This is a genomic window from Stenotrophomonas rhizophila (assembly GCF_020857975.1).
In the GTDB taxonomy this organism is placed as follows: domain Bacteria; phylum Pseudomonadota; class Gammaproteobacteria; order Xanthomonadales; family Xanthomonadaceae; genus Stenotrophomonas; species Stenotrophomonas rhizophila_C.
The window spans coordinates 37,694-57,158 of the sequence record NZ_JACWUO010000011.1 but is presented as its reverse complement, the minus strand read 5'-3'; the positions used below and the strand labels follow the sequence as shown (position 1 = coordinate 57,158).

Below are 19,465 nucleotides of genomic sequence, written 5' to 3'. Positions count from 1 at the left end.
CCGGAGCACCACGATGACCGCTGAAATCGTCAACCCCGCCACCGGCCTGGTCACCTACCGCCACGAACTGCTGGACAGCGCCCAGATCGAACAGCGCCTGGCCGCCGCCGCGGCCGGTTTCCCGCTGTGGTCGGCGCGCTCGCTGCAGGAGCGCGGCGCCATCCTGCGCGCGATCGCCGCCCAGTTGCGCCACCGCCGCACCGATATCCAGCTGGCCATGACCAGCGAGATGGGCAAGCTAAAGGTCGAGGCGCTGGCCGAGATCGAGAAGTGCGCCCAGGCCTGCGAATTCTATGCCGACCACGCCGCCGACTACCTCAAGCCGCAGCTGATCGACACCGAGGCCCAGCGCAGCTACGTGCGCTATGAGCCGATCGGCTGCGTGTTCGCGGTGATGCCGTGGAATTTCCCTATCTGGCAGGTATTCCGCTTCCTGGCGCCGGCGTTCATGGCCGGCAACGTGGCCCTGCTCAAGCACGCCAGCAATGTGCCGCAATGCGCCGACCTGATCCTGGCGGTCTGCCGCGATGGCGGCCTGCCCGAGGGGGTGTTCGACGTGCTGCATATCGACAACGACCAGGCCGCCGAGGTGTTGCGCGACCGGCGGATCAAGGCGGTGACGCTGACCGGCAGCGAACGCGCCGGGCGCTCGATCGCGGCCAATGCCGGCGACCAGCTCAAGAAATGCGTGATGGAACTGGGTGGCAGCGACGCGTTCGTGGTGCTTGAAGATGCCGACCTGGGCAAGACCGTGGCCGCAGCGGTGAAGTCGCGCTTCGACAACAGCGGCCAGACCTGCATCGCCGCCAAGCGGTTCATCGTGGTCGATGCGATCGCCGATGCGTTCGTGGAACAGTTCGTCGCCGCCGCCGCGGAGCGCGTGTATGGCGATCCGCAGGACGAGCAGACCACGCTGGCGCCGATGGCGCGCGCGGACCTGCGCGATGAGCTGCACAAGCAGGTGCAGGCCAGCGTGGCCAAAGGGGCCACGTTGCTGCTGGGCGGCGAGCCGGTTGCCGGCACGCATGCCGGGTATCCGGCCACCATCCTGGACAACGTGGGGCCGGGCATGCCGGCCTACGAGGAAGAGCTGTTCGGCCCGGCCGCGGCGATCGTGCGCGTGCGCGATGACGCCGAGGCGCTGCGGGTGGCCAACGACACCAGCTTCGGCCTGGGTGGCAGTGTCTGGAGCGGGGATGTGGTGCGTGCCGAGGCGATCGCCAAGCGGCTGGAATGCGGCGCGGCCTTCGTCAACGCCATCGTCAAGAGCGACCCCCGCCTGCCTTTCGGCGGCACCAAGCGCTCCGGCTTCGGCCGCGAACTGGCCGATCACGGCATCCATGAGTTCATGAACATCAAGAGCGTTTACGTGGCCTGAGAATGATCCGGTAGTGCCGGCCGCTGGCCGGCTCTGCGGTCAACCCGGCATCGCCTGGAGCCGGCCAGCGGCCGGCACTACCGGCAATCGCCGACACCGCTTACAGACACCGGTTACAGCCAGCGCACCCGCTTGAACAGGCGGTACAGGCCCACGCAGATCGCGCCCACGCCGATGATCATCGCCGGGTACGCCCAGGGCTGCTCCAGCTCGGGCATGTGGGTGAAGTTCATCCCGTACCAGCTGGTGATCAGGGTCGGGGCGGCCAGCAGCGCGGCCCAGGCACCCAGGCGCTTGACCGTCTCGCCCTGGGCCAGGGTCACCAGCGACAGGTTCACGCTCAGCGCGGTGCCCAGCATCTCGCGCAGGGTATCGATCACATCGCTGATCCGCACCGCGTGGTCGTGTACGTCGCGCAGGTACAGCTTGACCTCGTCGGGTACCAGCTCGCCCTGGTAGCGCTTGATCTGCGCCAGCATGTCCTGCAACGGCGCCACCGCCATGCGCATCTTGTTGAGTTCGCGCTTCAACTCGTACAGGCGCACCACGGTCTGGCGCTTGTAGCTGTCCGAAAAGATGTCCTTTTCCAGCAGCTCCAGGGTCTCGCGGTAACGCTGGGTGATCGGCAGGTAGTTGTCGACCACGAAATCCAGCACCGCATACAGGCAGTAGGACGGGCCCATGGTGCGCAGCAGTTCCGGCTCGCGCTCGACCCGTGCGCGCGGGGCGGCATAGGACAGCGAGGCGCCGTGGCGCACGGTGACCAGGAAGCGCGGGCCGAGGAAGGCGTGGGTTTCACCGTACTCGATGCGCTCATCGACCATCTGCGCGGTGGTCACCACCACGAACAGCGAATTGCCGTAGGCCTCCACCTTGGGCCGCTGGTGCGCGTTGCGGGCGTCTTCGATGGCCAGCGAGTGCAGGCAGAATTCTTCCTGCAGCTTGAGCAGTACGCTGTCGGCCGGCTCGTACAGGCCGACCCAGACAAAGCCGTTGCCGCTTTCGATCACATCGCTGATCGCATCCAGGCTGATGTCGTGGCGCTTGCCCTGGTCATCGTAGTGCACGCAGTTGATGACGCAGGGCGGATTGACCGGTGCGGGGGTATTTTCCATGGCCGGCATCGTGCGTCAGCCGGCCGTGACGGGCAAGTCACGGCGGCCCAGCACCCAGGCCAGCGCCAGGTGCACCGGCAACAGCAGCACGATCCACTGCAGATTGACCTGCGCCTGCAGGGTCAGCCAATGCAGTACCAGGCCCAGCGCCGACAGCAGCGCCACCGCCCACAGCACCGCGGCGAACCACGCGCGCGGGGTGCGCCCGCGCAGCAGGGTGATCGCGCCGGGCAGCAACAGCAGGCACAACGGCGAGAGCTGCAGCAGGTTGCGGTTGGCCCAGGCCGCCTGGTGCGCGCTGAAGCCCCACAGGTAGGTCAGCAGGGCGCCGGCGATGCCGCACAGCAGCCACAGCGGCAGCGCGACGGCGCCAAGCAGGCGCCGCCGTGCACGCAGGGCCACGATCCCGGCCGCGGCCAGCAGCCCGCACAGCAGCCACGGCCACCAGTGGCGCGGCGATTCGGTGGGTTCGGCCGCGATCCGGTGCGGCAGCAGTTCCTGCTCGGCCTGCACCAGCGGGCGGCCGTCGCTGTTGCGGGCCTGGCGCAGCGCATCGGCCAGGCGCATCGGCACGAAGGCTTCCTGCCAGCGCGACAGCGGCTGGTCGGCATACGGGCCCAGCCCGATGTCGAAGCCCAGCCACATCCACGGCGACGGCGAGGCCAGCCGCACCGATTCGCTGCGGTAGGTATTGCCGCGCGAGCGCCCGGACAGCTGCGAATGCAATCCGCCGCCCAGTGCCTGGTCGATCGCATCGCGGACCATGGTGGCGCAGTTGGCGGTGTAGTAATCGTAGTGGTAGCGCGCGTTTTCCGGCTTGGCGCGTTCGGCCAGCGAGGCCGCCAATGCACGCGCCTGCGCCGGGTCCAGGTCCAGCCACTGCAGGCTGGCGCCACGGCCGCTGTCACGGTAGTAGGACAGGTCCTCGTCCAGCGGCAGCGCCACCAGGTAATACATCATGTCGCCGCGCACGAAGCGCCCGACGAAATCGGGCTCGCCCGGATCGAAATAGCCGAAGTTGTACGAGGTCGCCTGGCCGCTGGCCGGGTCCAGCACCACCAGCGCATCGTGGCCGAAGCGTTCGAAGAAGATCTCGCCCGGCTGCATGGTCACCACGCCTATGCGTGGTGCGGAAGGCATGTTCACGCCGACGCGTGGTGCAGAGGGCATGTTCACGCCGTCCACCGCCGCCGAGGGTTCGGCAGGCGCGTGCCCCGGCGGAGCAGGGGCAGCCTGCGCCAGCGCAGGCAACGGCAGGCTGGCCAGGGCCAGCATCCAGGACAGGAACAACAGGCGGCACGACGGCCACCGCTTCAGCAGGGGCCGCATGGCGTGGATCAATCCTCGTTGTTCGTGTCCGGCGGCAGCACGGTCACATGGAACGCCTGTACGCGGCGGGCGTCGGCGCGCGCCACCCGGAACACGAAGCGGTCCAGGCTGAGCTCGTCGCCGGTTTCGGGCAGGTGGCCGATCGCCTCGGTGACCAGGCCGCCGATGGTGTCGTAGTCGTCGTCGGGGAAGCCGGCGCCGAAACGCTCGTTGAAATCCTCGATCGGGGTCAGCGCGTCGACCACGTACTGGCCATCGGCCTGGATCGCGATCTGCGCGGTGTGGTCCTCGGCCTCGTCGTGTTCGTCGTCGATCTCGCCGACGATCTGCTCCAGCACGTCCTCGATGGTGACCAGGCCGGCGACGCCGCCGTACTCATCGACCACGATCGCCATGTGGTTGCGCGAGAGCCGGAACTCCTTGAGCAGCACATTGAGCTTCTTGGCTTCGGGGATCAGCACCGCCGGGCGCAGCAGCTCGCGGATGTTGGCCGGGCCGTGGTCGGCGACCACGCCGCGCAGCAGGTCCTTGGCCAGCAGGATGCCGAGGATGTCGTCCTTGTTGTCGCCGTGCACCGGGAAGCGCGAATGGCCCGATTCGACCACCTGCTTCATCAGGTCCAGGAACGGGGCTTCCACCGGCAAGGAGACCATCTGCGAGCGCGAAATCATCACATCGCCCACGGTGAGCTCGGCCACCGCGATCGCCCCCTCCATCATCCGCAGGGTGTCGGCGGCGATCAGGCCGTCTTCCTCTGCGGTGTGCAGTACCGCCACCAGCTCGTCGCGGGTGTGGGGTTCGCCGGAGAAGGCAGAGGTCAGGCGTTCAAGCCAGCTGCGCTTCTTCTCATGTTGCTCCAGGGCGGAGCTACTACTGTCGTCTTCAGACATCTCTGGAAAAAAAGGCACCCGGCGTGCCGGGCGTTGGAGGGGAGTCTAGCAGGATGCGGGGCGCTGTCAGCGCCCGGCGGCAGCCGCTGGCGGGGCGGCCGGGACCGGGGCCGGCGGCGCTTCGGGCGCTTCCGGCGGCAGGTCCAGGCTGTAGGTACAGCCGGCCAGGGTCTTGCCCGGGTGGGTCTTGACCGTGGACAGGCTCAGGATCACCGATTCGATCATCGGTTCGCCGGTGACCGGGTCGGTGACATCGCGGCTGACCAGTTCGCGCCCGGCCATGAACTTTTCCGGCGTATCCACCCCGTCCTCCAGCGCCAGCGTGCGGGCCAGCGGGCGCGGGTCGGGCAGGTCCAGGATCGCCATGATGCTGGCCCCGGCGATGGCCAGGTACTCGGTGCGCTGGCCGAACACGGTGAGCGGCGTGGCCAGGCGGAACTCGCTCATGAACGCGTTGGTCTGCGGCAGCGGCTGCAGGCCGTTGGCCACCGCCTTGAGCGGGTCGGCCACTACCGGCGCCAGGGCGTTGTAGTCGGCCAGGCCCTGGCGGCATTCGATCAGCGCCGGCAGGTCCAGCGCGGCGGCCGAGCCGGTGGCCGGCAGCAGGGCGGACAGGGCCAGGCACAGGCCTGCGCAGGTGGTCATCGGGAGGGGGAAGGTCGGCATGCCGGGCGGCTCACTGCTCGTTGGCGTAGGGGTCGTCGATGCCCAGGTCGGCGAGGATCTCGCGTTCCAGCTGTTCCATCGCCTCGGCTTCCTTGTCGTCCTCGTGGTCCCAGCCCAGCAGGTGCAGCACGCCGTGCACGGTCAGGTGCGCATAGTGGGCGTTGAGCCGCTTGTCCTGCTCGGCCGCCTCGCTGGCCACCACCGGCGCGCAGATCACCAGATCGCCCAGCAGCGGGAACTTGACCCCCTTGGGCAACCCTTCGGGCAGCTCGGCCGGGAAGCTGAGCACGTTGGTGGCGTAATCCTTGCCGCGGTAGTGCCGGTTCAGCGACTGGCCCTCCTTGGCGTCGACCAGGCGGATGGCCAGGTCGGCTTCGCGGATGCGGCCCTTCAGTGCGGCTGCCACCCACTTGCGGAAACTCACCGCCGAGGGCAGCCCGGCGCGGGGCAGGGCGTAGCTGACGGCGACATCGAGGCGGACGGGACCTTTGGTCATGGCGTGAGTTCCGGGTAATCAGGGGGAGCGGGGGCGGGCACGGCGGCGGGCCGCCGGGTCATTCCGCGCCCGGCTTGACCTGCTGCAGGTCGCGGCGTTCGTAGGCACTGACGATGCGCGCCACCAGCGGGTGGCGGACCACGTCGCGCGCCTCGAAGAAGGTGAAGCTGACGCCATCGACGTCGTGCAGCACCTCGATCGCATCGCGCAGGCCGGATTTGACGTGCTTGGGCAGATCGGTCTGGGTCAGGTCGCCGGTGACCACCGCGGTCGAGCCGAAGCCCAGCCGGGTCAGGAACATCTTCATCTGTTCGATGGTGGTGTTCTGCGCCTCGTCCAGGATCACGTACGCGTCGTTGAGCGTGCGCCCGCGCATATACGCCAGCGGCGCGATCTCGATGACGTTCTTTTCCAGCAGCTTGAGCACTTTTTCCACGCCCAGCATTTCATACAGCGCGTCGTACAGCGGGCGCAGGTAGGGGTCGACCTTCTGGCTGAGGTCGCCGGGCAGGAAGCCGAGCTTTTCGCCGGCCTCCACTGCCGGGCGCACCAGGATCAACCGCTGCACGCGCGACTCGTTCAGGGCCTCCACCGCGCTGGCCACGGCCAGGAAAGTCTTGCCGGTACCGGCCGGGCCGATCCCGAAGTTGATGTCGTGGGTGGTGATCTGGTGCAGGTAGCGCGCCTGGTTGGCGCCGCGCCCGCGCACCGTGCCGCGCTTGACCTTGATCGCCACTTCCTGCGCTTCGTAGGCCCGCTCGACCACGTGTTCGACGTTGGCCTGGTTCAGGCGCAGGTGGATGGCGTGGTTGTCGAAGGGGGTGTCGGCCGCTTCCAGGTACAGCGCCTCGATCAGCTTCTGTGCCTCTTCGGCAACGCGGCTGGGGCCGGTCACGCGGAACACGTGCCCGCGGTTGGCGATCTCCACGCCGAGCTTGAGTTCGATCTGGCGCAGGTGCTCGTCGAAGGGGCCGGCCAGGTTGGCCAGGCGCTCGTTGTCTTCCGGGGCCAGGGTGAAATCGCGTTGTGCCAGTGCCGTCATTGCGTCCGGCGGCCGTCAATCCAGGGGACTGGGCCGCAAGCTGGGGAAAGGAAGCACAGGGTAGCGCGCGCGTGGGGCCGCCGCTACAACGCCGGCCATGCGCGGGGCTGGCGGGCCTGCGTGGGGGGTTCTCCACAGCGGCTGTGCAAGGACGCTGCAGCAACCTGTGGATACCCCGTGCCAGCCCTTGCGCTGCAAGGGTTGTGACGGGGTGGTGAAAAATTGTCCTCGGGCGATCTGCGCGGGCCGCGAAGCGGAAACACCGGCATCCGGCAGATCCGGTAGGTACCGACCGTTGGTCGGTACGCCCTCAGGCCACCACCATTCGCGCGCGCAGCGAATTGCTGTACGCCTCGGTGATCACCACGTCGACGAACTGGCCGACCAGGCGCGGGTGGCCGGGGAAGTTCACCGAGCGCATGTTCTCGCTCTTGCCGGTCAGCTCGTTGGGATTGCGCTTGGAGGGGCCTTCGACCAGCACGGTCTGCACGCTGCCCACCATCTTTTCCGAGATCGCCGCGGCCTGCTGGTTGATCCGTGCCTGAAGCCGCGACAGCCGTGCGTGCTTTTCGGCGTCGCCGAGGGTGTCGGGCAGATCCGCGGCCGGGGTGCCGGGGCGGCGCGAGTAGATGAAGGAAAAGCTGTGATCGAAGCCGATGTCTTCGATCAGCTGCATGGTCTTCTCGAAATCGGCCTCGGTCTCGCCGGGGAAGCCGACGATGAAGTCCGAACTGATCGAGATGTCCGGGCGCACCGCGCGCAGCTTGCGGATCTTGGCCTTGAACTCCAGCGCGGTGTAGCCGCGCTTCATCGCCGACAGCACCCGGTCGCTGCCGGCCTGTACCGGCAGGTGCAGGAAGTTGGCCAGCTGCGGCACGTCGCGGTAGGCATCCACCAGCGAATCGCTGAATTCCAGCGGATGGGAGGTGGTGAAGCGGATCCGGCCGACCCCGTCGATCTGCGCGATGGTGCGGATCAGCAGGCCGAGATCGGCGTAGTGCACCTCCCCACTCGAGCCTGGACTCGCGTCGGCGCCATCGCCATACGGGCCGCGGTAGGCGTTCACGTTCTGGCCCAGCAGGTTGATTTCGCGCACGCCCTGGGCGGCCAGCTGCGCCACTTCCACCACCACGTCCTCGAACGGACGGCTGACCTCGGTGCCGCGGGTATAGGGCACCACGCAGAACGAGCAGTACTTGGAGCAGCCTTCCATGATCGACACGAAGGCCGAGGCGCCGTCGGCGCGCGGCTCGGGCAGGCGGTCGAACTTCTCGATCTCCGGGAAGCTGATGTCCACCTGCGACTTGCCCGATTCGCGCCGCTGCCGGATCAGCTCGGGCAGGCGGTGCAGGGTCTGCGGGCCGAACACCAGGTCCACGTGCGGGGCGCGCTTGATGATCGCCTCGCCTTCCTGGGAGGCCACGCAGCCGCCGACGCCGATGATCACGCCGCGCCCGTTGTTCTTCAGTGCCTTCCAGTAGCCCAGCTGGCTGAATACCTTCTCCTGGGCCTTTTCGCGGATCGAGCAGGTATTCATCAGCAGCACATCGGCCTCGGCCGGGTCGTCGGTCAGCTCCAGGCCTTCGGCGGCGGCCAGCACGTCGGCCATCTTGGACGAGTCGTACTCGTTCATCTGGCAACCGTGGGTCTTGATGTACAGCTTGCCGCGCACCGGACCGGTCACCTGCGGCCTGGCGCCGGGCAGCGGCAGCAGGTCGGGGCGGGCGGCGGGGGTGGCGGGGGCAGAGGCAGGCAGGGCGGAGCCGGCCGAAGTCGGCGCGGTCGAAGCTGGCGTCCCGGTCATGGCGCTTATTCCAGTCGGGTGGGCGGGCAGGCAACCGCAACGGCTGCCGGGGAGCCGGCCATTGTAACGGGGAAGGGCAAGGCGCGCGGGCGCCCGCCGTGGCGGCTGTGACGGCCGTCCGGGTTGGTCCCGGGCGGGGGAGGTCTGGCGCATCAACCCCTTGGCAAGCCCGGGCGAACTTGGGACACTCGCGCCCATGAGGGGAATCTTGGGGATTGCCGCGCTGGCCCTGGCTGCGCTGACCGCTGTGCCGGCCAGTGCGGGCACGCTGTACAAGTGCGTCGGCGCCGACGGCATTCCCAGCTATGTCAGCAAGCGCATGTCCGGCGCGGCCTGCAGCGTGGTCAGCAGCTACCGTCCCGAACGCAATGCCCCGCGCCGTTATGTCCCGCCGCCGGCCCCGGCTCCGGCCGTCGCACCCGCAGTTGCCACCGCCGCCGCACTCAGCCCGGCCCGGGCCGATGGCGCCACTGCCGGCACCGCCGTGGCCGTGGGCGCCCCGGTCCCGGCCGCCGCGCCCGCAAAGCCGCGCACCGGCAAGGCCGGGCGGGTGGTCAACGGCCAGGTCTATTCGTACATGAAGGACGGCGTGCGCCACTACACCAGCGCCCGCCCGGCCCAGCTGGCCAGCCTCGGCCCGGTGCGCACCATCCACTACAGCTTCATCGAACGCTGCTACGCCTGCGGCGCCAACCCGGGCGTCAACTTCGGCTCGGTGCGCCTGAACACCACCGCCTTCCAGTCCGAGATCAGCGCCGCGGCGCGTGAGTTCGGCGTCGAAGAGGCGATCGTGCGCGCCATCATCCACGCCGAGTCGGCCTACAACCCCACCGCGCTCAGCCGTGCCGGCGCGCAGGGCCTGATGCAGCTGATGCCGCCGACCGCGCGCCGCTTCGGCGTGACCGATTCGTATGACGCGGCGCAGAACATCCGCGGCGGCGTGCAATACCTGTCGTGGCTGCTCAAGCGTTTCAACGGCAACCTGACCCTGGCCGCGGCCGGCTACAACGCCGGCGAAGGCGCGGTCGATCGCCATGGCGGGGTGCCGCCCTACAGCGAAACCCAGTACTACGTGAAGCGGGTGGCGCAGCTGGCCGACCGCTACCGCGCCGCGCCGGTCAGCAGCCAGTGACCGGCCGCGCCGGTGCTGCCCATGGCGCTGGCGGGCCTTCATGGCGTAATGTCCTGCAGTAATGTGGTTCGGTGATACCGCGTTGTGTGGCCGACTTCGGTTCAGCTACACTCGCGGCTGATTCAATGTGGACTGGCCCCCACCGGTCTGCTGGCAGCCTCAAGCTACCTAATCAATATCGGAGTGCCGGATGGCCAACGATGGGGTAAACGATCCAGTCAACACTGGACGTCGACGGTTCCTTTCAGCAACCACTGCGGTGGTCGGAGCGGTTGGCGTCGGATTTGCAGCGGTACCGTTCATCAAGTCCTGGAATCCCAGTGCCCGCGCCAAACTGGCCGGTGCCCCGGTGATTGCCGATATCAGCGCCCTGCAGGAAGGCCAGCGACTGGTCATGGAGTGGCGTGGGCAGCCGATCTGGATCGTCAAGCGTTCCAAGGCCATCCTCGAGGCGCTGCACGGCCTTGACGGGCGCCTGAAGGACCCCGGGTCGGGCGAAAAAGAACAGCAGCCCGAGTACGTGCTCAAGCAGAATCCCGAATTCCGCTCGATCAAGGCCGAGGTCTCGGTGCTGGTCGGGCTGTGCACCCATCTGGGCTGTTCGCCGGAAATGGTGGCCGAGATCCGCCCCGAGCCCTACGACCCGCAGTGGAAGGGCGGCTACTTCTGCCCCTGCCACAAGTCGCGCTTCGATATGTCCGGTCGCGTGTTCAAGGATGTCCCGGCGCCGATCAACCTGCTGGTGCCGCCGCACCATTACCAGGACGACAACACCATCATCATCGGCGTTGATCCGCAGGGGGCGGCTTGACCATGGCCAATATCCTTACCCGTACCGCCACCGGGGTATTCGACTGGGTCAACGCGCGCGCGCCCGGGCTGATGCCGGTCTACCGCAAGCACGTCAGCGAGTATTACGCGCCGAAGAACTTCAACCTCTGGTACTACTTCGGTTCGCTGGCGCTGCTGATCCTGGTCAACCAGATCGTCACCGGCATCTTCCTGACGATGCACTACAAGACCAACGCGGCCGAAGCGTTCGCCTCCATCGAATACATCATGCGCGATGTCGAATGGGGCTGGCTGATCCGCTACATGCACTCCACCGGTGCCTCGCTGTTCTTCATCGTGGTCTACCTGCACATGTTCCGCGGGCTGCTGTACGGCAGCTACCAGAAGCCGCGCGAGCTGGTGTGGATCCTGGGCATGCTGATCTACCTGGTGCTGATGGCCGAAGCCTTCATGGGCTACGTGCTGCCCTGGGGCCAGATGTCGTTCTGGGGCGCCAAGGTGATCATCTCGCTGTTCGGCGCGATTCCGGTGATCGGCAACGGCCTGACCGAATGGATCATGGGCGACTACCTGCCCAGCGATGCCACCCTCAACCGCTTCTTCGCCCTGCACGTGATCGCCCTGCCGCTGGTGTTGCTGCTGCTGGTGGTGCTGCACCTGGGGGCGCTGCACGAGGTGGGCTCCAACAACCCCGACGGGGTGGAGATCAAGAAGGGCCCGAAGGGCAACCGCTGGTCGGCCACCGCGCCCACCGACGGCATTCCGTTCCACCCGTACTACACGCTCAAGGATGCGGTCGGTGCCGGGTTCCTGCTGATCATCGCCGCCTTCATCATCTTCTTCGCGCCGGCCTTCGGCGGCCTGTTCCTGGAACACGACAACTTCACCGAGGCCAACCGCCTGGTCACCCCCGAACACATCAAGCCGGTCTGGTACTACACCCCGTACTACGCGATGTTGCGGGTGGTGCCCAACAAGCTCGGCGGCGTGCTGGTGATGTTCTCGGCGATCGCCATCCTGTTCCTGGTGCCCTGGCTGGACCGGGCCAAGGTCAAGTCCTACCGCTACCGCGGGGCGCTCTCGCGCGCGCTGTTGAGCATGTTCGCGGTGTGCTTCGTCTGGCTGGGGGTGATCGGCTCGGGCCCCGGTACCGATGCGCACGAGACCTATGTCGGGCGCGTGCTGACCTTCCTGTACTTCGCCTTCTTCATCACCATGCCGCTATGGACCAAGCTGGACAGGACCAAGCCGGTACCGGACCGGGTGACCACGCATGACTGACCACTGGATTGTCCGGCTGGCCTGTGCGGCCGCGCTGATGCTCGGCAGCGCCCTGGCCGGTGCCGCCGAGGGCGGCAAGACCCTGCAGGCCGGCAACGACCTGGGCGACCGCGCCTCGCTGCAGCGCGGCGCGCAGCTGTACATGAACTACTGCTCCGGCTGCCATGCGCTGAAGTACCTGCGCTATTCGCGGATGGCCGAGGACCTGGGCCTGAGCGAGGAAGAGGTGATGAACAACCTCAACTTCACCGGCACCCCGATCGGCGAGCAGATTCCGGTCAGCATGCCCAAGGCGCAGGCCGAGAAGTGGTTCGGCAAGATGCCGCCGGACCTGAGCCTGATTTCGCGCGTGCGTGGCAGCGACTGGGTCTATACCTACCTCAAGTCGTTCTACCTGGACCCGTCGCGGCCGCTGGGCTGGAACAACAGCCTGTTCCCCAACGCCTCCATGCCCAACCCGCTGTGGGAAATGCAGGGCATGCAGCACGCCATCCATGGCAAGCCGGACAGCCCCGGCGCCGATCCGCCGGTGATCGGGCTGAAGATCGTGCAGCCCGGCAACGTCGATGCCGGCCAGTACGACCAGTCGGTGCGCGATATCACCAACTTCCTGGAGTATGCCGGCGAGCCGGCCGTGCTCAAGCGCCAGAAGCTGGGGGTGTGGGTGATCCTGTTCCTGGCGCTGCTGACGTTCCTGGCATACCTGCTGAAGAAGGAATACTGGAAGGACGTGCACTGAGCACCATCGCGCAGGCCTTGGGCGGTCGATCCGGGACCGGGTCGACAAGCCTATTGGCTTTTGTGATGGTCGGTTGCACACTCGGGTACTGTGACGACCGTCGGCAATGGGCTGGCGGCGCCGATACGACCGGCGGTTACCGGTCGTTGGAGAGCCTTTGATGGCGGCGAGCGTACGCATGCGCAATACCCTGACGCTGTTTTCCTCGAACGACGATGTCCTGTGCCATCGCGTACGGCTGGTCCTGGCGGCCAAGGGCGTGAGCTACGACTTCGTCCCGGTCGACCCGCAGAACCCGCCCGAAGACCTCATCGATCTGAACCCCTACCACTCGGTGCCCACCCTGGTGGAGCGCGAGCTGGTGCTGTACGCGGCGTCGGTGGTGAGCGAATACCTGGACGAACGCTACCCGCACCCGCCGCTGATGCCGGTCGATCCGCTGTCGCGGGCGCGCATCCGCCTGGCCATGCTGCGCATCGAACACGACTGGGTGCCGCAGGTGCAGGCCATCCAGCTGGGCAACAAGACCCAGGCCGAGGCCGGGCGCAAGCGCCTGAAGGAATTGCTGACCAGCGCGGTGCCGCTGTTCAAGGCCAGCAAATTCTTCCTCAACCCGGAAATGAGCCTGGCCGACTGCGCGATGGCCCCGATCATCTGGCGGCTGAAGGCGCTGGACGTGCCGTTGCCCAAGGATGGCAAGTCGATCGAAGACTACGGTAACCGCATCTTCCGCCACCCCGGCTTCATCCGCAGCCTGACCGACCAGGAAAAGAAACTGCGCGATCTGCCTGTGTGAGCGATGCCGCCGGGGCCGCTACGGGCCCGGCCGCACTGAACGCAATGGCAGGGCAGGCACGCCCGGAGGCTGACCTGCGGGTAGGCGGGCGCGTACACTTGCCACTACGCAATCGGATCCCCGCAGCCGAGCATGGCTTGGCGCTACCCACATGACTGAAGACACTTTTCGCATGACCAGCCACCGCCCGTACCTGTTGCGGGCCCTGGTGGAATGGATCAATGACAACGACCTGACGCCGCACATCCTGGTCGATGCCGGGATGCCCGGCGTGCAGGTGCCGCAGAGCGCAGTCAAGGACGGCCGGGTGGTGCTGAACATCGCCGAGCGCGCGGTGGTGCAGCTGCATATCGACAACGACCACGTCAGTTTCTCGGCACGTTTCTCCGGCACCAGCCATCCGGTGCAGGTGCCGATTTCGGCCGTGCTGGCCGTATACGCGCGCGAGACCGGGCAGGGCATGGCGTTGCCGGACGACATTCCCGGGCACGAGCCGGGCCCGGACGACGAGCTGCCGCCCGACGACAGCCCGACCCCGCCCGACGATGCGCCGCCCAAGCCCAGCGGTCGCCCGCATCTGCGGGTGGTCAAATAAAAAAAATGGCCGCCGCAAGGCGGCCTTTCCCCCGGTAGGTCCGACCCATGGTCGGACGTCGTCGGACCGGACACCATTACGATCCGGCACTACGCCCCCGATCACACATCCTCGGCACCGCTGGTGTCCACGCCGCGGCGGATCTCGCTGATCCGCGCCGCCGATGGCCCGACGAAGGACACCAGCGCATCCCCGCGCAGCACCATGCGGCCGCTGTGGCGGTCCACGCCATCGTGCGAGTACTCGAACTTGAAGGTGCGCTCCCAGCCCAGCCAGCCGTTGTCCTTGCGCACCACGCGCAGCCCGGTGGCGTGCACGGCCTGGTCCAGCCATTGCACATCGGCGGCGCGGCAGGCGTTGCGGCCCAGCACGCCGGCGCGCTCGGCGGCGGCGCGCGAGGAATTCCAGAAGGCGTAGGCGAACGCGCCGGCAATCATCAACAGGATCAGGCTGGGCATCGGTGACTCGGCGCGGGCAGGACGGGTGGATCCTACAAGATGGCGACGAATGCGCCGCGGATCAAGCCGGCGGCCGCGCCTGCATCACAAGGTGGCCGGCACCGGGGCGGGTGTGGGCGGCGGCTGTGGTGCGCCGGGGCGTGGCGCGGGCAGAGGTGATGCCGGGGTCTGCGTGGTTGGCGCGGGGTATGGCGCCGGCGTCGGATTGGGCACTACGGTGGGCAGCGCCGCCGGGGCGGTGGCCACCAGTTTCAGCAGCGCGGCCCAATCCTGGCGGTTGAAGCTGCATTCTTCCTCGCGCCCCGGCGTGCAACCCAGTTCCATCCCGTCGGCGGCACCGGCCTTGGCCGGCGGCAGTTCGATACGGCCGCTGCGGTCCAGCGACAATTTACGCATCGCCACGGTGTTCATCACGTTGCCGCCGATCAGGTACAGGGTGCGGTCGCCGCCGATGTTGGCGGCGATCACCACTTCGCAATGCGATTTCCAGTGCGCCACCGCGCCGCTGCCCAGCGATTGCACCAACCCGCTGTAGCTCAGGGCCTGGCGGCGGTCGCGCAGGTAGCACAGCATGTCGCCGGGGGCGGGCTTTTCCTGCGCCGGGTCGGTCATGCGGTACGGGCCGCTGTTCTGGTAGGCGGCGCGGATGTAGTCGATATGGCGCGGCGAGCGGGTGAAGCCGGGCACGCTGGCGCGGGTCATCACCCAGGAAATGAATGCTGCCGACCACGGCGTGTCGATCAGGAAGGCACGGCAGTCGCTGTCGGTATAGCGCGCGCCCGGCGGCGCCAGGCAGCTGGACGCACCGGGCTGGTCGCCCAGCGGCGACAACGTGCCGCTCTGCCGCCAGTAACCGACCACGCGCTGCCAGGCCACCAGGCCGCTGTCGGCCAGATCCACGTCCTCGGCTTCGGTCGCGCTCAGGCTGGCGGCGCGGCCATCGCGATCGATGAAGGGGCGGTACCACAGCCGGTGCTCGTTGCAGGCGGTCTGCACGATGTTCACCGCCAGCGGGCTCAGGCCGAAGCGTGGCGGAATGTCGCAGACCTCGGCCGCCGACGCGGTGGCGGGCAGCAGCGCGGTGAACGGTGACAGGCAGGCAAGCAGGAGCAGGGGGCGCATGCGCGCTCTCCGGATGGGGGCAGGGCAAGCCTCGCAGACCGGGTCTGGCGGGGCCGTGAATATCGCGTAGCGATCGACCGCGCGACCAATGTCCGCACGACCAATGCCGCACGACCAATGCCCGCACGACCAACGGTCGGTACCTACCGCGGGTGGGGCGCGGTAGGTACCGACCGTCGGTCGGTACGCGGTGCTCAGCCCGGCGGCGGGCCCAGCTTCAACGACAGGTCGATCGCCTGCACATGCTTGGTCAGCCCGCCGATGGAAATGCAGTCCACCCCGTCTTCGGCGATCGCGCGCAGCCCGGCCAGGTCCACGCTGCCCGATACCTCCAGCGGAATCCGCCCGGCGGCGATGCGCACCGCCTCACGGCGCATGCCCACATCGAAGTCATCGATCAGGATGCGATCGCAGCCCACCGACAGCGCCTCCTGGAGCTGGCCCAGGTCTTCCACCTCGACCACCAGCGGCAGCTGCGGCCATTGCGCGCGTGCGGCCTGCACCGCGGCGGTCAGCGAACCGGCGGCACGGATGTGGTTTTCCTTCAGCATCACCGTGTCGAACAGGCCGATGCGATGGTTGTCGCCGCCGCCACAGCGCACCGCGTACTTCTGCGCCAGGCGCAGGCCGGGCAGGGTCTTGCGGGTGTCCAGGATGCGCGTGCCGGTGCCGGCCACCGCCGCCACGTAGCGCGCGGTGGTGGTGGCGGTGCCCGACAGGGTCTGCAGGAAGTTCAGCGAGGTGCGCTCGGCGCTGACCAGGCTGCGGTTGCGGCCGTGCAGGATGGCCAGCACGGTACCGGCGCGGACCGCATCGCCGTCGGACACTTGCCAGTCAATCCGCACGTCCGGGTCCAGCGCCCGATGGGTGGCATCGAACCACGGCCGGCCGGCGATCACCGCATCCTGCTTGCACAGCAGGTAGGCGCTGTCGGGGCGGTCGGGCAGCAGCGCGGCGGTCACATCGCCGCTGCCGATGTCCTCGGCCAGGGCGCGGGCGACATCGGCGGCCACCACGGCATCGGCCGGGGCCAGCAGCGGGGCGCGGCTCATTTTTCCGGGAAGTCGGCGATCTGGGCGGTGGCGATGGCCTCTTCGGCCAGCAGCACCGGGATGCCGTCGTCCACGCGGAACACCTGCTTGCGGTCGCGGGTCAGCAGCGCCTCGCGCAGGGCCAGCGCCTGTGCGCTGCCGTCGGCCTTGACCACGCCACCGGCGCCGATGGCGCGGTTGAGCGCCTCCAGGCCCTTGGCGTCGAGCAGGGCCAGGGGCTGGCGGGTGTCGGGCGAGCACAACAGGTCGAGCAGCTTGCGATCCATGGATTCTTCGTCTTGCGTGGAAGATGGCTAGAATACGTCTTTAAGGCAGGTGACGGCCAATGACCCTCAACCAAACCGCGCCGCTCGTCGGCATCGTCATGGGTTCCCGCTCCGACTGGGAAACCATGCAGCACGCCGCCCAGAAGCTGGATTCCCTGGGTGTTCCCTATGAAGTGAAAGTGGTCTCGGCGCACCGCACGCCGGACGTGCTGTTCACCTATGCCGAGCAGGCCGGCCCGCGTGGCCTGCGCGCGATCATCGCCGGTGCCGGCGGCGCCGCCCACCTGCCGGGCATGATCGCGGCCAAGACCGCGGTGCCGGTGCTGGGCGTACCGGTGCAGTCCAAGGCCCTCAACGGCATGGACTCGCTGCTGTCGATCGTGCAGATGCCGGCCGGCATCCCGGTGGCCACCTTCGCCATCGGCAATGCCGGCGCCTCCAACGCGGCGCTGTTCGCCGCGGCGATGCTGGCCGGCGACCAGCCGGCGATCGGCCAGGCGCTGGACGCCTTCCGCGCCCGCCAGACCGAAGACGTCATGGCCCACGACGACCCGCGTCAATGAGCCACAAGACCGTTGGCATTCTGGGCGGCGGCCAGCTCGCCCGCATGATGGTGCTGGCCGGCGCGCCGCTGGGGCTGCGTTTCGAGCTGTTCGACCCGGCGGCCGATGCCTGCGGCGCCCAGCTGGCACCGCTGCAGGTGGCTGCCTTCGACGACGAGGCGGCCCTGGCCGCGTTCGCCGCCCGCGTGGACGTGGTCACCTTCGATTTCGAGAACGTGCCGGCGCACAGCGCCCGCTTCCTGGCCGAACGCGTGCCGGTGTATCCCAACCCGGATGCCCTGGCGGTGGCCCAGGACCGGCTCAGCGAGAAGACCCTGTTCCAGCAGCTGGGCATCCCGCTGCCGCCGTTCGCCGACATCCGCAGCCGCGACGAGCTGGCCGCCAAGGTCGCCGAGTTCGGCATGCCCTGCATCGTCAAGACCCGCCGCCTGGGCTACGACGGCAAGGGCCAGTTCCGCATCCGCAGCGCGGCCGACATCGACGCCGCCTGGGCCGCGCTGGGCGACTACGTCGACCGGACCGGGTTGATCCTGGAGGGCTTTGTCGCCTTCGACCGCGAGGTCAGCGTGGTGGCCGTGCGTGGCCGCGACGGCGAGTTCCGCGCCTGGCCGGTGACCGGCAACTGGCATGTCGACGGCGTACTGTCGGCCAGCCTGGCGCCGGCCCAGCTGAGCTCGGCCCAGCAGGCGGCGGCGATCGGCCATGCCCGCGCCCTGGCCGAGCGCCTGGACTACGTAGGGGTGTTCGCGCTGGAGCTGTTCTGCCGCGGCGAGGAGCTGCTGGTCAACGAGATGGCGCCGCGCGTACACAACTCCGGTCACTGGACCATCGAAGGCAGCGAGACCTCGCAGTTCGAGAACCACCTGCGCGCGGTGCTGGGCCTGCCCCTGGGCGATACCCGCATGCTCGGCCAGGCCTGCATGCTCAACTGGCTGGGTGCGATGCCCGCTGCGGCGGCCGTGCTCGGGCAGCCCGGTGGGCATTGGCACGATTACGGCAAGCAGCCGCGCGAGGGCCGCAAGGTCGGCCACGCCACGCTGCGCCAGGACGATGCCGGTGCGCTGGCCGCGGCGCTGGAACAGGTGGGCGCACAGCTGGGCCGTGCCGACCAGGTCGCTCCGGTGGTCGAGGCCCTGCGCCGGTAACGGGGCAGGGCGGCACCCGTCGCCCCGGTCACGACCAACGGTCGTGACCTACCCCGATTCCGGCCACGTCGGCGGTAGGTACCGACCGTTGGTCGGTACGCCCCTAATCGGTCGGTACGCCCGTCAATCCCGCAACTGCGCGGCGACGAAATCCCAGTTGACGATCTTCCAGAACGCCTCCAGATAGCGCGCGCGCTCATTCTGGTAATCGGTGTAATACGCGTGTTCCCACACATCGCAGGCCAGCAGCGGCGTGCTCTGGCCGGTCAGCGGGGTGCCCGCGTTGCGGGTGACCTGGATCGCCAGCGCGCCGGTGGGGTGCTGCACCAGCCATACCCAGCCCGAGCCGAACAGGCCCAATGCGGCACGCTCGAACTCCTCGCGCAGCCGGCGCACGTCGCCGAACTGGCGGGTGACCAGTTCGCCCAGGCGGTCCTTGGGGTCGCCGCCGCCGCGCGGATGCAGGCACTGGAAATAGAAGGCATGGTTCCAGGCCTGGGCGGCCGCATCGAACAGGCTGCCCTGGCTCTGCCGCACGATGTCCTCCAGCGGCAGTTCGGCCAGCTCGGTGCCCTCGATCCGCGCGTTCACCGCCTCGACATAGGCGCGATGGTGGTGGCCGTGGTGCAGGTCCAGCGCCTGCGCCGACAGGTGCGGCTGCAGGGCGGTGCGATCGTAGGGAAGACGGGGCTGTTCGAGGGGCATGGGCCTGTGCGGATTGGGAACGGGCGCCGGGGATGGGCCAGTAGGATTAGAATGAGCGGGTAGGGAAGTCTATCCGACCGGCGAGGTCGGGTTGTCCCG

Annotated in this window: 21 protein-coding genes; 9 read left to right on the top strand and 12 right to left on the bottom strand. The window is 68.3% G+C overall.

Annotated features, from left to right (window positions below):
- Positions 1-13: 13 nt before the first annotated feature.
- Positions 14-1,378 carry an NAD-dependent succinate-semialdehyde dehydrogenase gene (locus tag IC535_RS12025; protein WP_228886596.1) on the top strand — a complete coding sequence of 455 codons (1,365 nt, stop codon included), beginning with the start codon at positions 14-16 and terminating at the stop codon, positions 1,376-1,378.
- Positions 1,379-1,491: 113 nt separating this feature from the next.
- On the opposite strand, the gene IC535_RS12020 is transcribed toward IC535_RS12025, so the two are convergent.
- The 7 genes from IC535_RS12020 to miaB form a co-directional block, all read right to left on the bottom strand.
- Positions 1,492-2,493: a magnesium and cobalt transport protein CorA gene (locus IC535_RS12020; RefSeq protein ID WP_228886597.1), complete on the bottom strand. Its 1,002-nt coding sequence runs from the start codon at positions 2,491-2,493 to the stop codon at positions 1,492-1,494.
- A gap of 15 nt (positions 2,494-2,508) precedes the next feature.
- A complete protein-coding gene (locus tag IC535_RS12015; protein ID WP_228886598.1) occupies positions 2,509-3,822 on the bottom strand; it encodes a DUF4105 domain-containing protein in 1,314 nt (437 codons plus the stop codon).
- An 8-nt stretch (positions 3,823-3,830) separates the two neighbouring features.
- A complete protein-coding gene (locus tag IC535_RS12010) occupies positions 3,831-4,712 on the bottom strand; it encodes an HlyC/CorC family transporter (protein ID WP_228886599.1) in 882 nt (293 codons plus the stop codon).
- A 66-nt stretch (positions 4,713-4,778) separates the two neighbouring features.
- Positions 4,779-5,357, bottom strand: a complete 579-nt coding sequence (locus IC535_RS12005; RefSeq protein WP_228886614.1) for a hypothetical protein — start codon at positions 5,355-5,357, stop codon at positions 4,779-4,781.
- A 31-nt stretch (positions 5,358-5,388) separates the two neighbouring features.
- A complete protein-coding gene (ybeY, locus tag IC535_RS12000) occupies positions 5,389-5,874 on the bottom strand; it encodes an rRNA maturation RNase YbeY (RefSeq protein ID WP_228886600.1) in 486 nt (161 codons plus the stop codon).
- A 58-nt stretch (positions 5,875-5,932) separates the two neighbouring features.
- Positions 5,933-6,916, bottom strand: coding sequence for a PhoH family protein (locus tag IC535_RS11995; RefSeq protein WP_228886601.1), 984 nt, complete (start codon positions 6,914-6,916; stop codon positions 5,933-5,935).
- A 310-nt stretch (positions 6,917-7,226) separates the two neighbouring features.
- Positions 7,227-8,720: a tRNA (N6-isopentenyl adenosine(37)-C2)-methylthiotransferase MiaB gene (gene miaB / locus IC535_RS11990; RefSeq protein WP_267473011.1), complete on the bottom strand. Its 1,494-nt coding sequence runs from the start codon at positions 8,718-8,720 to the stop codon at positions 7,227-7,229.
- A gap of 196 nt (positions 8,721-8,916) precedes the next feature.
- On the opposite strand from miaB, the gene IC535_RS11985 reads away from it, so the two are divergent.
- The 6 genes from IC535_RS11985 (at position 8,917) to IC535_RS11960 (ending at position 14,055) form a co-directional block, all read left to right on the top strand.
- Positions 8,917-9,852 carry a lytic transglycosylase domain-containing protein gene (locus tag IC535_RS11985; protein ID WP_228886602.1) on the top strand — a complete coding sequence of 312 codons (936 nt, stop codon included), beginning with the start codon at positions 8,917-8,919 and terminating at the stop codon, positions 9,850-9,852.
- A 190-nt stretch (positions 9,853-10,042) separates the two neighbouring features.
- Positions 10,043-10,663 carry a ubiquinol-cytochrome c reductase iron-sulfur subunit gene (petA, locus tag IC535_RS11980; protein WP_176989573.1) on the top strand — a complete coding sequence of 207 codons (621 nt, stop codon included), beginning with the start codon at positions 10,043-10,045 and terminating at the stop codon, positions 10,661-10,663.
- 2 nt (positions 10,664-10,665) lie between these two features.
- A complete protein-coding gene (locus IC535_RS11975) occupies positions 10,666-11,925 on the top strand; it encodes a cytochrome b (protein ID WP_228886603.1) in 1,260 nt (419 codons plus the stop codon).
- The gene (locus tag IC535_RS11970) at positions 11,918-12,664 is read left to right on the top strand and encodes a cytochrome c1 (protein ID WP_228886604.1); all 747 of its coding nucleotides are present in this window, start codon (positions 11,918-11,920) and stop codon (positions 12,662-12,664) included. The genes IC535_RS11975 and IC535_RS11970 overlap by 8 nt, the downstream gene beginning before the upstream one ends.
- 160 nt (positions 12,665-12,824) lie before the next feature.
- Complete coding sequence (locus tag IC535_RS11965) at positions 12,825-13,460, top strand: glutathione S-transferase N-terminal domain-containing protein (RefSeq protein ID WP_228886605.1); 636 nt, start codon at positions 12,825-12,827, stop codon at positions 13,458-13,460.
- Between the two features lie 151 nt (positions 13,461-13,611).
- Positions 13,612-14,055 (top strand): ClpXP protease specificity-enhancing factor, encoded by a 444-nt coding sequence (locus IC535_RS11960; protein WP_228886606.1) that lies wholly within the window; start codon positions 13,612-13,614, stop codon positions 14,053-14,055.
- 101 nt (positions 14,056-14,156) lie between these two features.
- On the opposite strand, the gene IC535_RS11955 is transcribed toward IC535_RS11960, so the two are convergent.
- From IC535_RS11955 to IC535_RS11940, 4 genes are all read right to left on the bottom strand, one after another.
- Complete coding sequence (locus IC535_RS11955) at positions 14,157-14,513, bottom strand: DUF3301 domain-containing protein (protein ID WP_228886607.1); 357 nt, start codon at positions 14,511-14,513, stop codon at positions 14,157-14,159.
- An 84-nt stretch (positions 14,514-14,597) separates the two neighbouring features.
- Entirely contained in the window at positions 14,598-15,635 is a 1,038-nt protein-coding gene (locus tag IC535_RS11950) for a DUF2272 domain-containing protein (protein WP_228886608.1), read from the bottom strand.
- Positions 15,636-15,829: 194 nt separating this feature from the next.
- Entirely contained in the window at positions 15,830-16,687 is an 858-nt protein-coding gene (gene nadC, locus IC535_RS11945; RefSeq protein WP_228887179.1) for a carboxylating nicotinate-nucleotide diphosphorylase, read from the bottom strand.
- Positions 16,684-16,953, bottom strand: coding sequence for a Trm112 family protein (locus tag IC535_RS11940; protein ID WP_228887180.1), 270 nt, complete (start codon positions 16,951-16,953; stop codon positions 16,684-16,686). Before IC535_RS11940 ends, nadC begins: the two co-directional genes overlap by 4 nt.
- Before the next feature lie 59 nt (positions 16,954-17,012).
- On the opposite strand from IC535_RS11940, the gene purE reads away from it, so the two are divergent.
- Both purE and IC535_RS11930 read left to right on the top strand, forming a co-directional pair.
- On the top strand, positions 17,013-17,516 hold the full coding sequence (purE, locus tag IC535_RS11935; protein WP_228887181.1) for a 5-(carboxyamino)imidazole ribonucleotide mutase: 504 nt from the start codon (positions 17,013-17,015) through the stop codon (positions 17,514-17,516).
- A complete protein-coding gene (locus IC535_RS11930; RefSeq protein ID WP_228887182.1) occupies positions 17,513-18,661 on the top strand; it encodes a 5-(carboxyamino)imidazole ribonucleotide synthase in 1,149 nt (382 codons plus the stop codon). The genes purE and IC535_RS11930 overlap by 4 nt, the downstream gene beginning before the upstream one ends.
- 123 nt (positions 18,662-18,784) lie before the next feature.
- Here IC535_RS11930 and IC535_RS11925 read toward each other — a convergent pair whose 3' ends face one another.
- Positions 18,785-19,366, bottom strand: coding sequence for a superoxide dismutase (locus IC535_RS11925; protein WP_228887183.1), 582 nt, complete (start codon positions 19,364-19,366; stop codon positions 18,785-18,787).
- Positions 19,367-19,465: the final 99 nt, after the last annotated feature.

Bases quoted from the DNA above. Each gene is read 5' to 3' on its own strand.
- IC535_RS12025 (WP_228886596.1), top strand. From the start codon at position 14: ATGACCGCTGAAATCGTCAACCCCGCCACCGGCCTGGTCACCTACCGC.
- IC535_RS12020 (WP_228886597.1), bottom strand. From the start codon at position 2,493: ATGGAAAATACCCCCGCACCGGTCAATCCGCCCTGCGTCATCAACTGC.
- IC535_RS12015 (WP_228886598.1), bottom strand. From the start codon at position 3,822: ATGCGGCCCCTGCTGAAGCGGTGGCCGTCGTGCCGCCTGTTGTTCCTG.
- IC535_RS12010 (WP_228886599.1), bottom strand. From the start codon at position 4,712: ATGTCTGAAGACGACAGTAGTAGCTCCGCCCTGGAGCAACATGAGAAG.
- IC535_RS12005 (WP_228886614.1), bottom strand. From the start codon at position 5,357: ATGACCACCTGCGCAGGCCTGTGCCTGGCCCTGTCCGCCCTGCTGCCG.
- ybeY (WP_228886600.1), bottom strand. From the start codon at position 5,874: ATGACCAAAGGTCCCGTCCGCCTCGATGTCGCCGTCAGCTACGCCCTG.
- IC535_RS11995 (WP_228886601.1), bottom strand. From the start codon at position 6,916: ATGACGGCACTGGCACAACGCGATTTCACCCTGGCCCCGGAAGACAAC.
- miaB (WP_267473011.1), bottom strand. From the start codon at position 8,720: ATGACCGGGACGCCAGCTTCGACCGCGCCGACTTCGGCCGGCTCCGCC.
- IC535_RS11985 (WP_228886602.1), top strand. From the start codon at position 8,917: ATGAGGGGAATCTTGGGGATTGCCGCGCTGGCCCTGGCTGCGCTGACC.
- petA (WP_176989573.1), top strand. From the start codon at position 10,043: ATGGCCAACGATGGGGTAAACGATCCAGTCAACACTGGACGTCGACGG.
- IC535_RS11975 (WP_228886603.1), top strand. From the start codon at position 10,666: ATGGCCAATATCCTTACCCGTACCGCCACCGGGGTATTCGACTGGGTC.
- IC535_RS11970 (WP_228886604.1), top strand. From the start codon at position 11,918: ATGACTGACCACTGGATTGTCCGGCTGGCCTGTGCGGCCGCGCTGATG.
- IC535_RS11965 (WP_228886605.1), top strand. From the start codon at position 12,825: ATGGCGGCGAGCGTACGCATGCGCAATACCCTGACGCTGTTTTCCTCG.
- IC535_RS11960 (WP_228886606.1), top strand. From the start codon at position 13,612: ATGACTGAAGACACTTTTCGCATGACCAGCCACCGCCCGTACCTGTTG.
- IC535_RS11955 (WP_228886607.1), bottom strand. From the start codon at position 14,513: ATGCCCAGCCTGATCCTGTTGATGATTGCCGGCGCGTTCGCCTACGCC.
- IC535_RS11950 (WP_228886608.1), bottom strand. From the start codon at position 15,635: ATGCGCCCCCTGCTCCTGCTTGCCTGCCTGTCACCGTTCACCGCGCTG.
- nadC (WP_228887179.1), bottom strand. From the start codon at position 16,687: ATGAGCCGCGCCCCGCTGCTGGCCCCGGCCGATGCCGTGGTGGCCGCC.
- IC535_RS11940 (WP_228887180.1), bottom strand. From the start codon at position 16,953: ATGGATCGCAAGCTGCTCGACCTGTTGTGCTCGCCCGACACCCGCCAG.
- purE (WP_228887181.1), top strand. From the start codon at position 17,013: ATGACCCTCAACCAAACCGCGCCGCTCGTCGGCATCGTCATGGGTTCC.
- IC535_RS11930 (WP_228887182.1), top strand. From the start codon at position 17,513: ATGAGCCACAAGACCGTTGGCATTCTGGGCGGCGGCCAGCTCGCCCGC.
- IC535_RS11925 (WP_228887183.1), bottom strand. From the start codon at position 19,366: ATGCCCCTCGAACAGCCCCGTCTTCCCTACGATCGCACCGCCCTGCAG.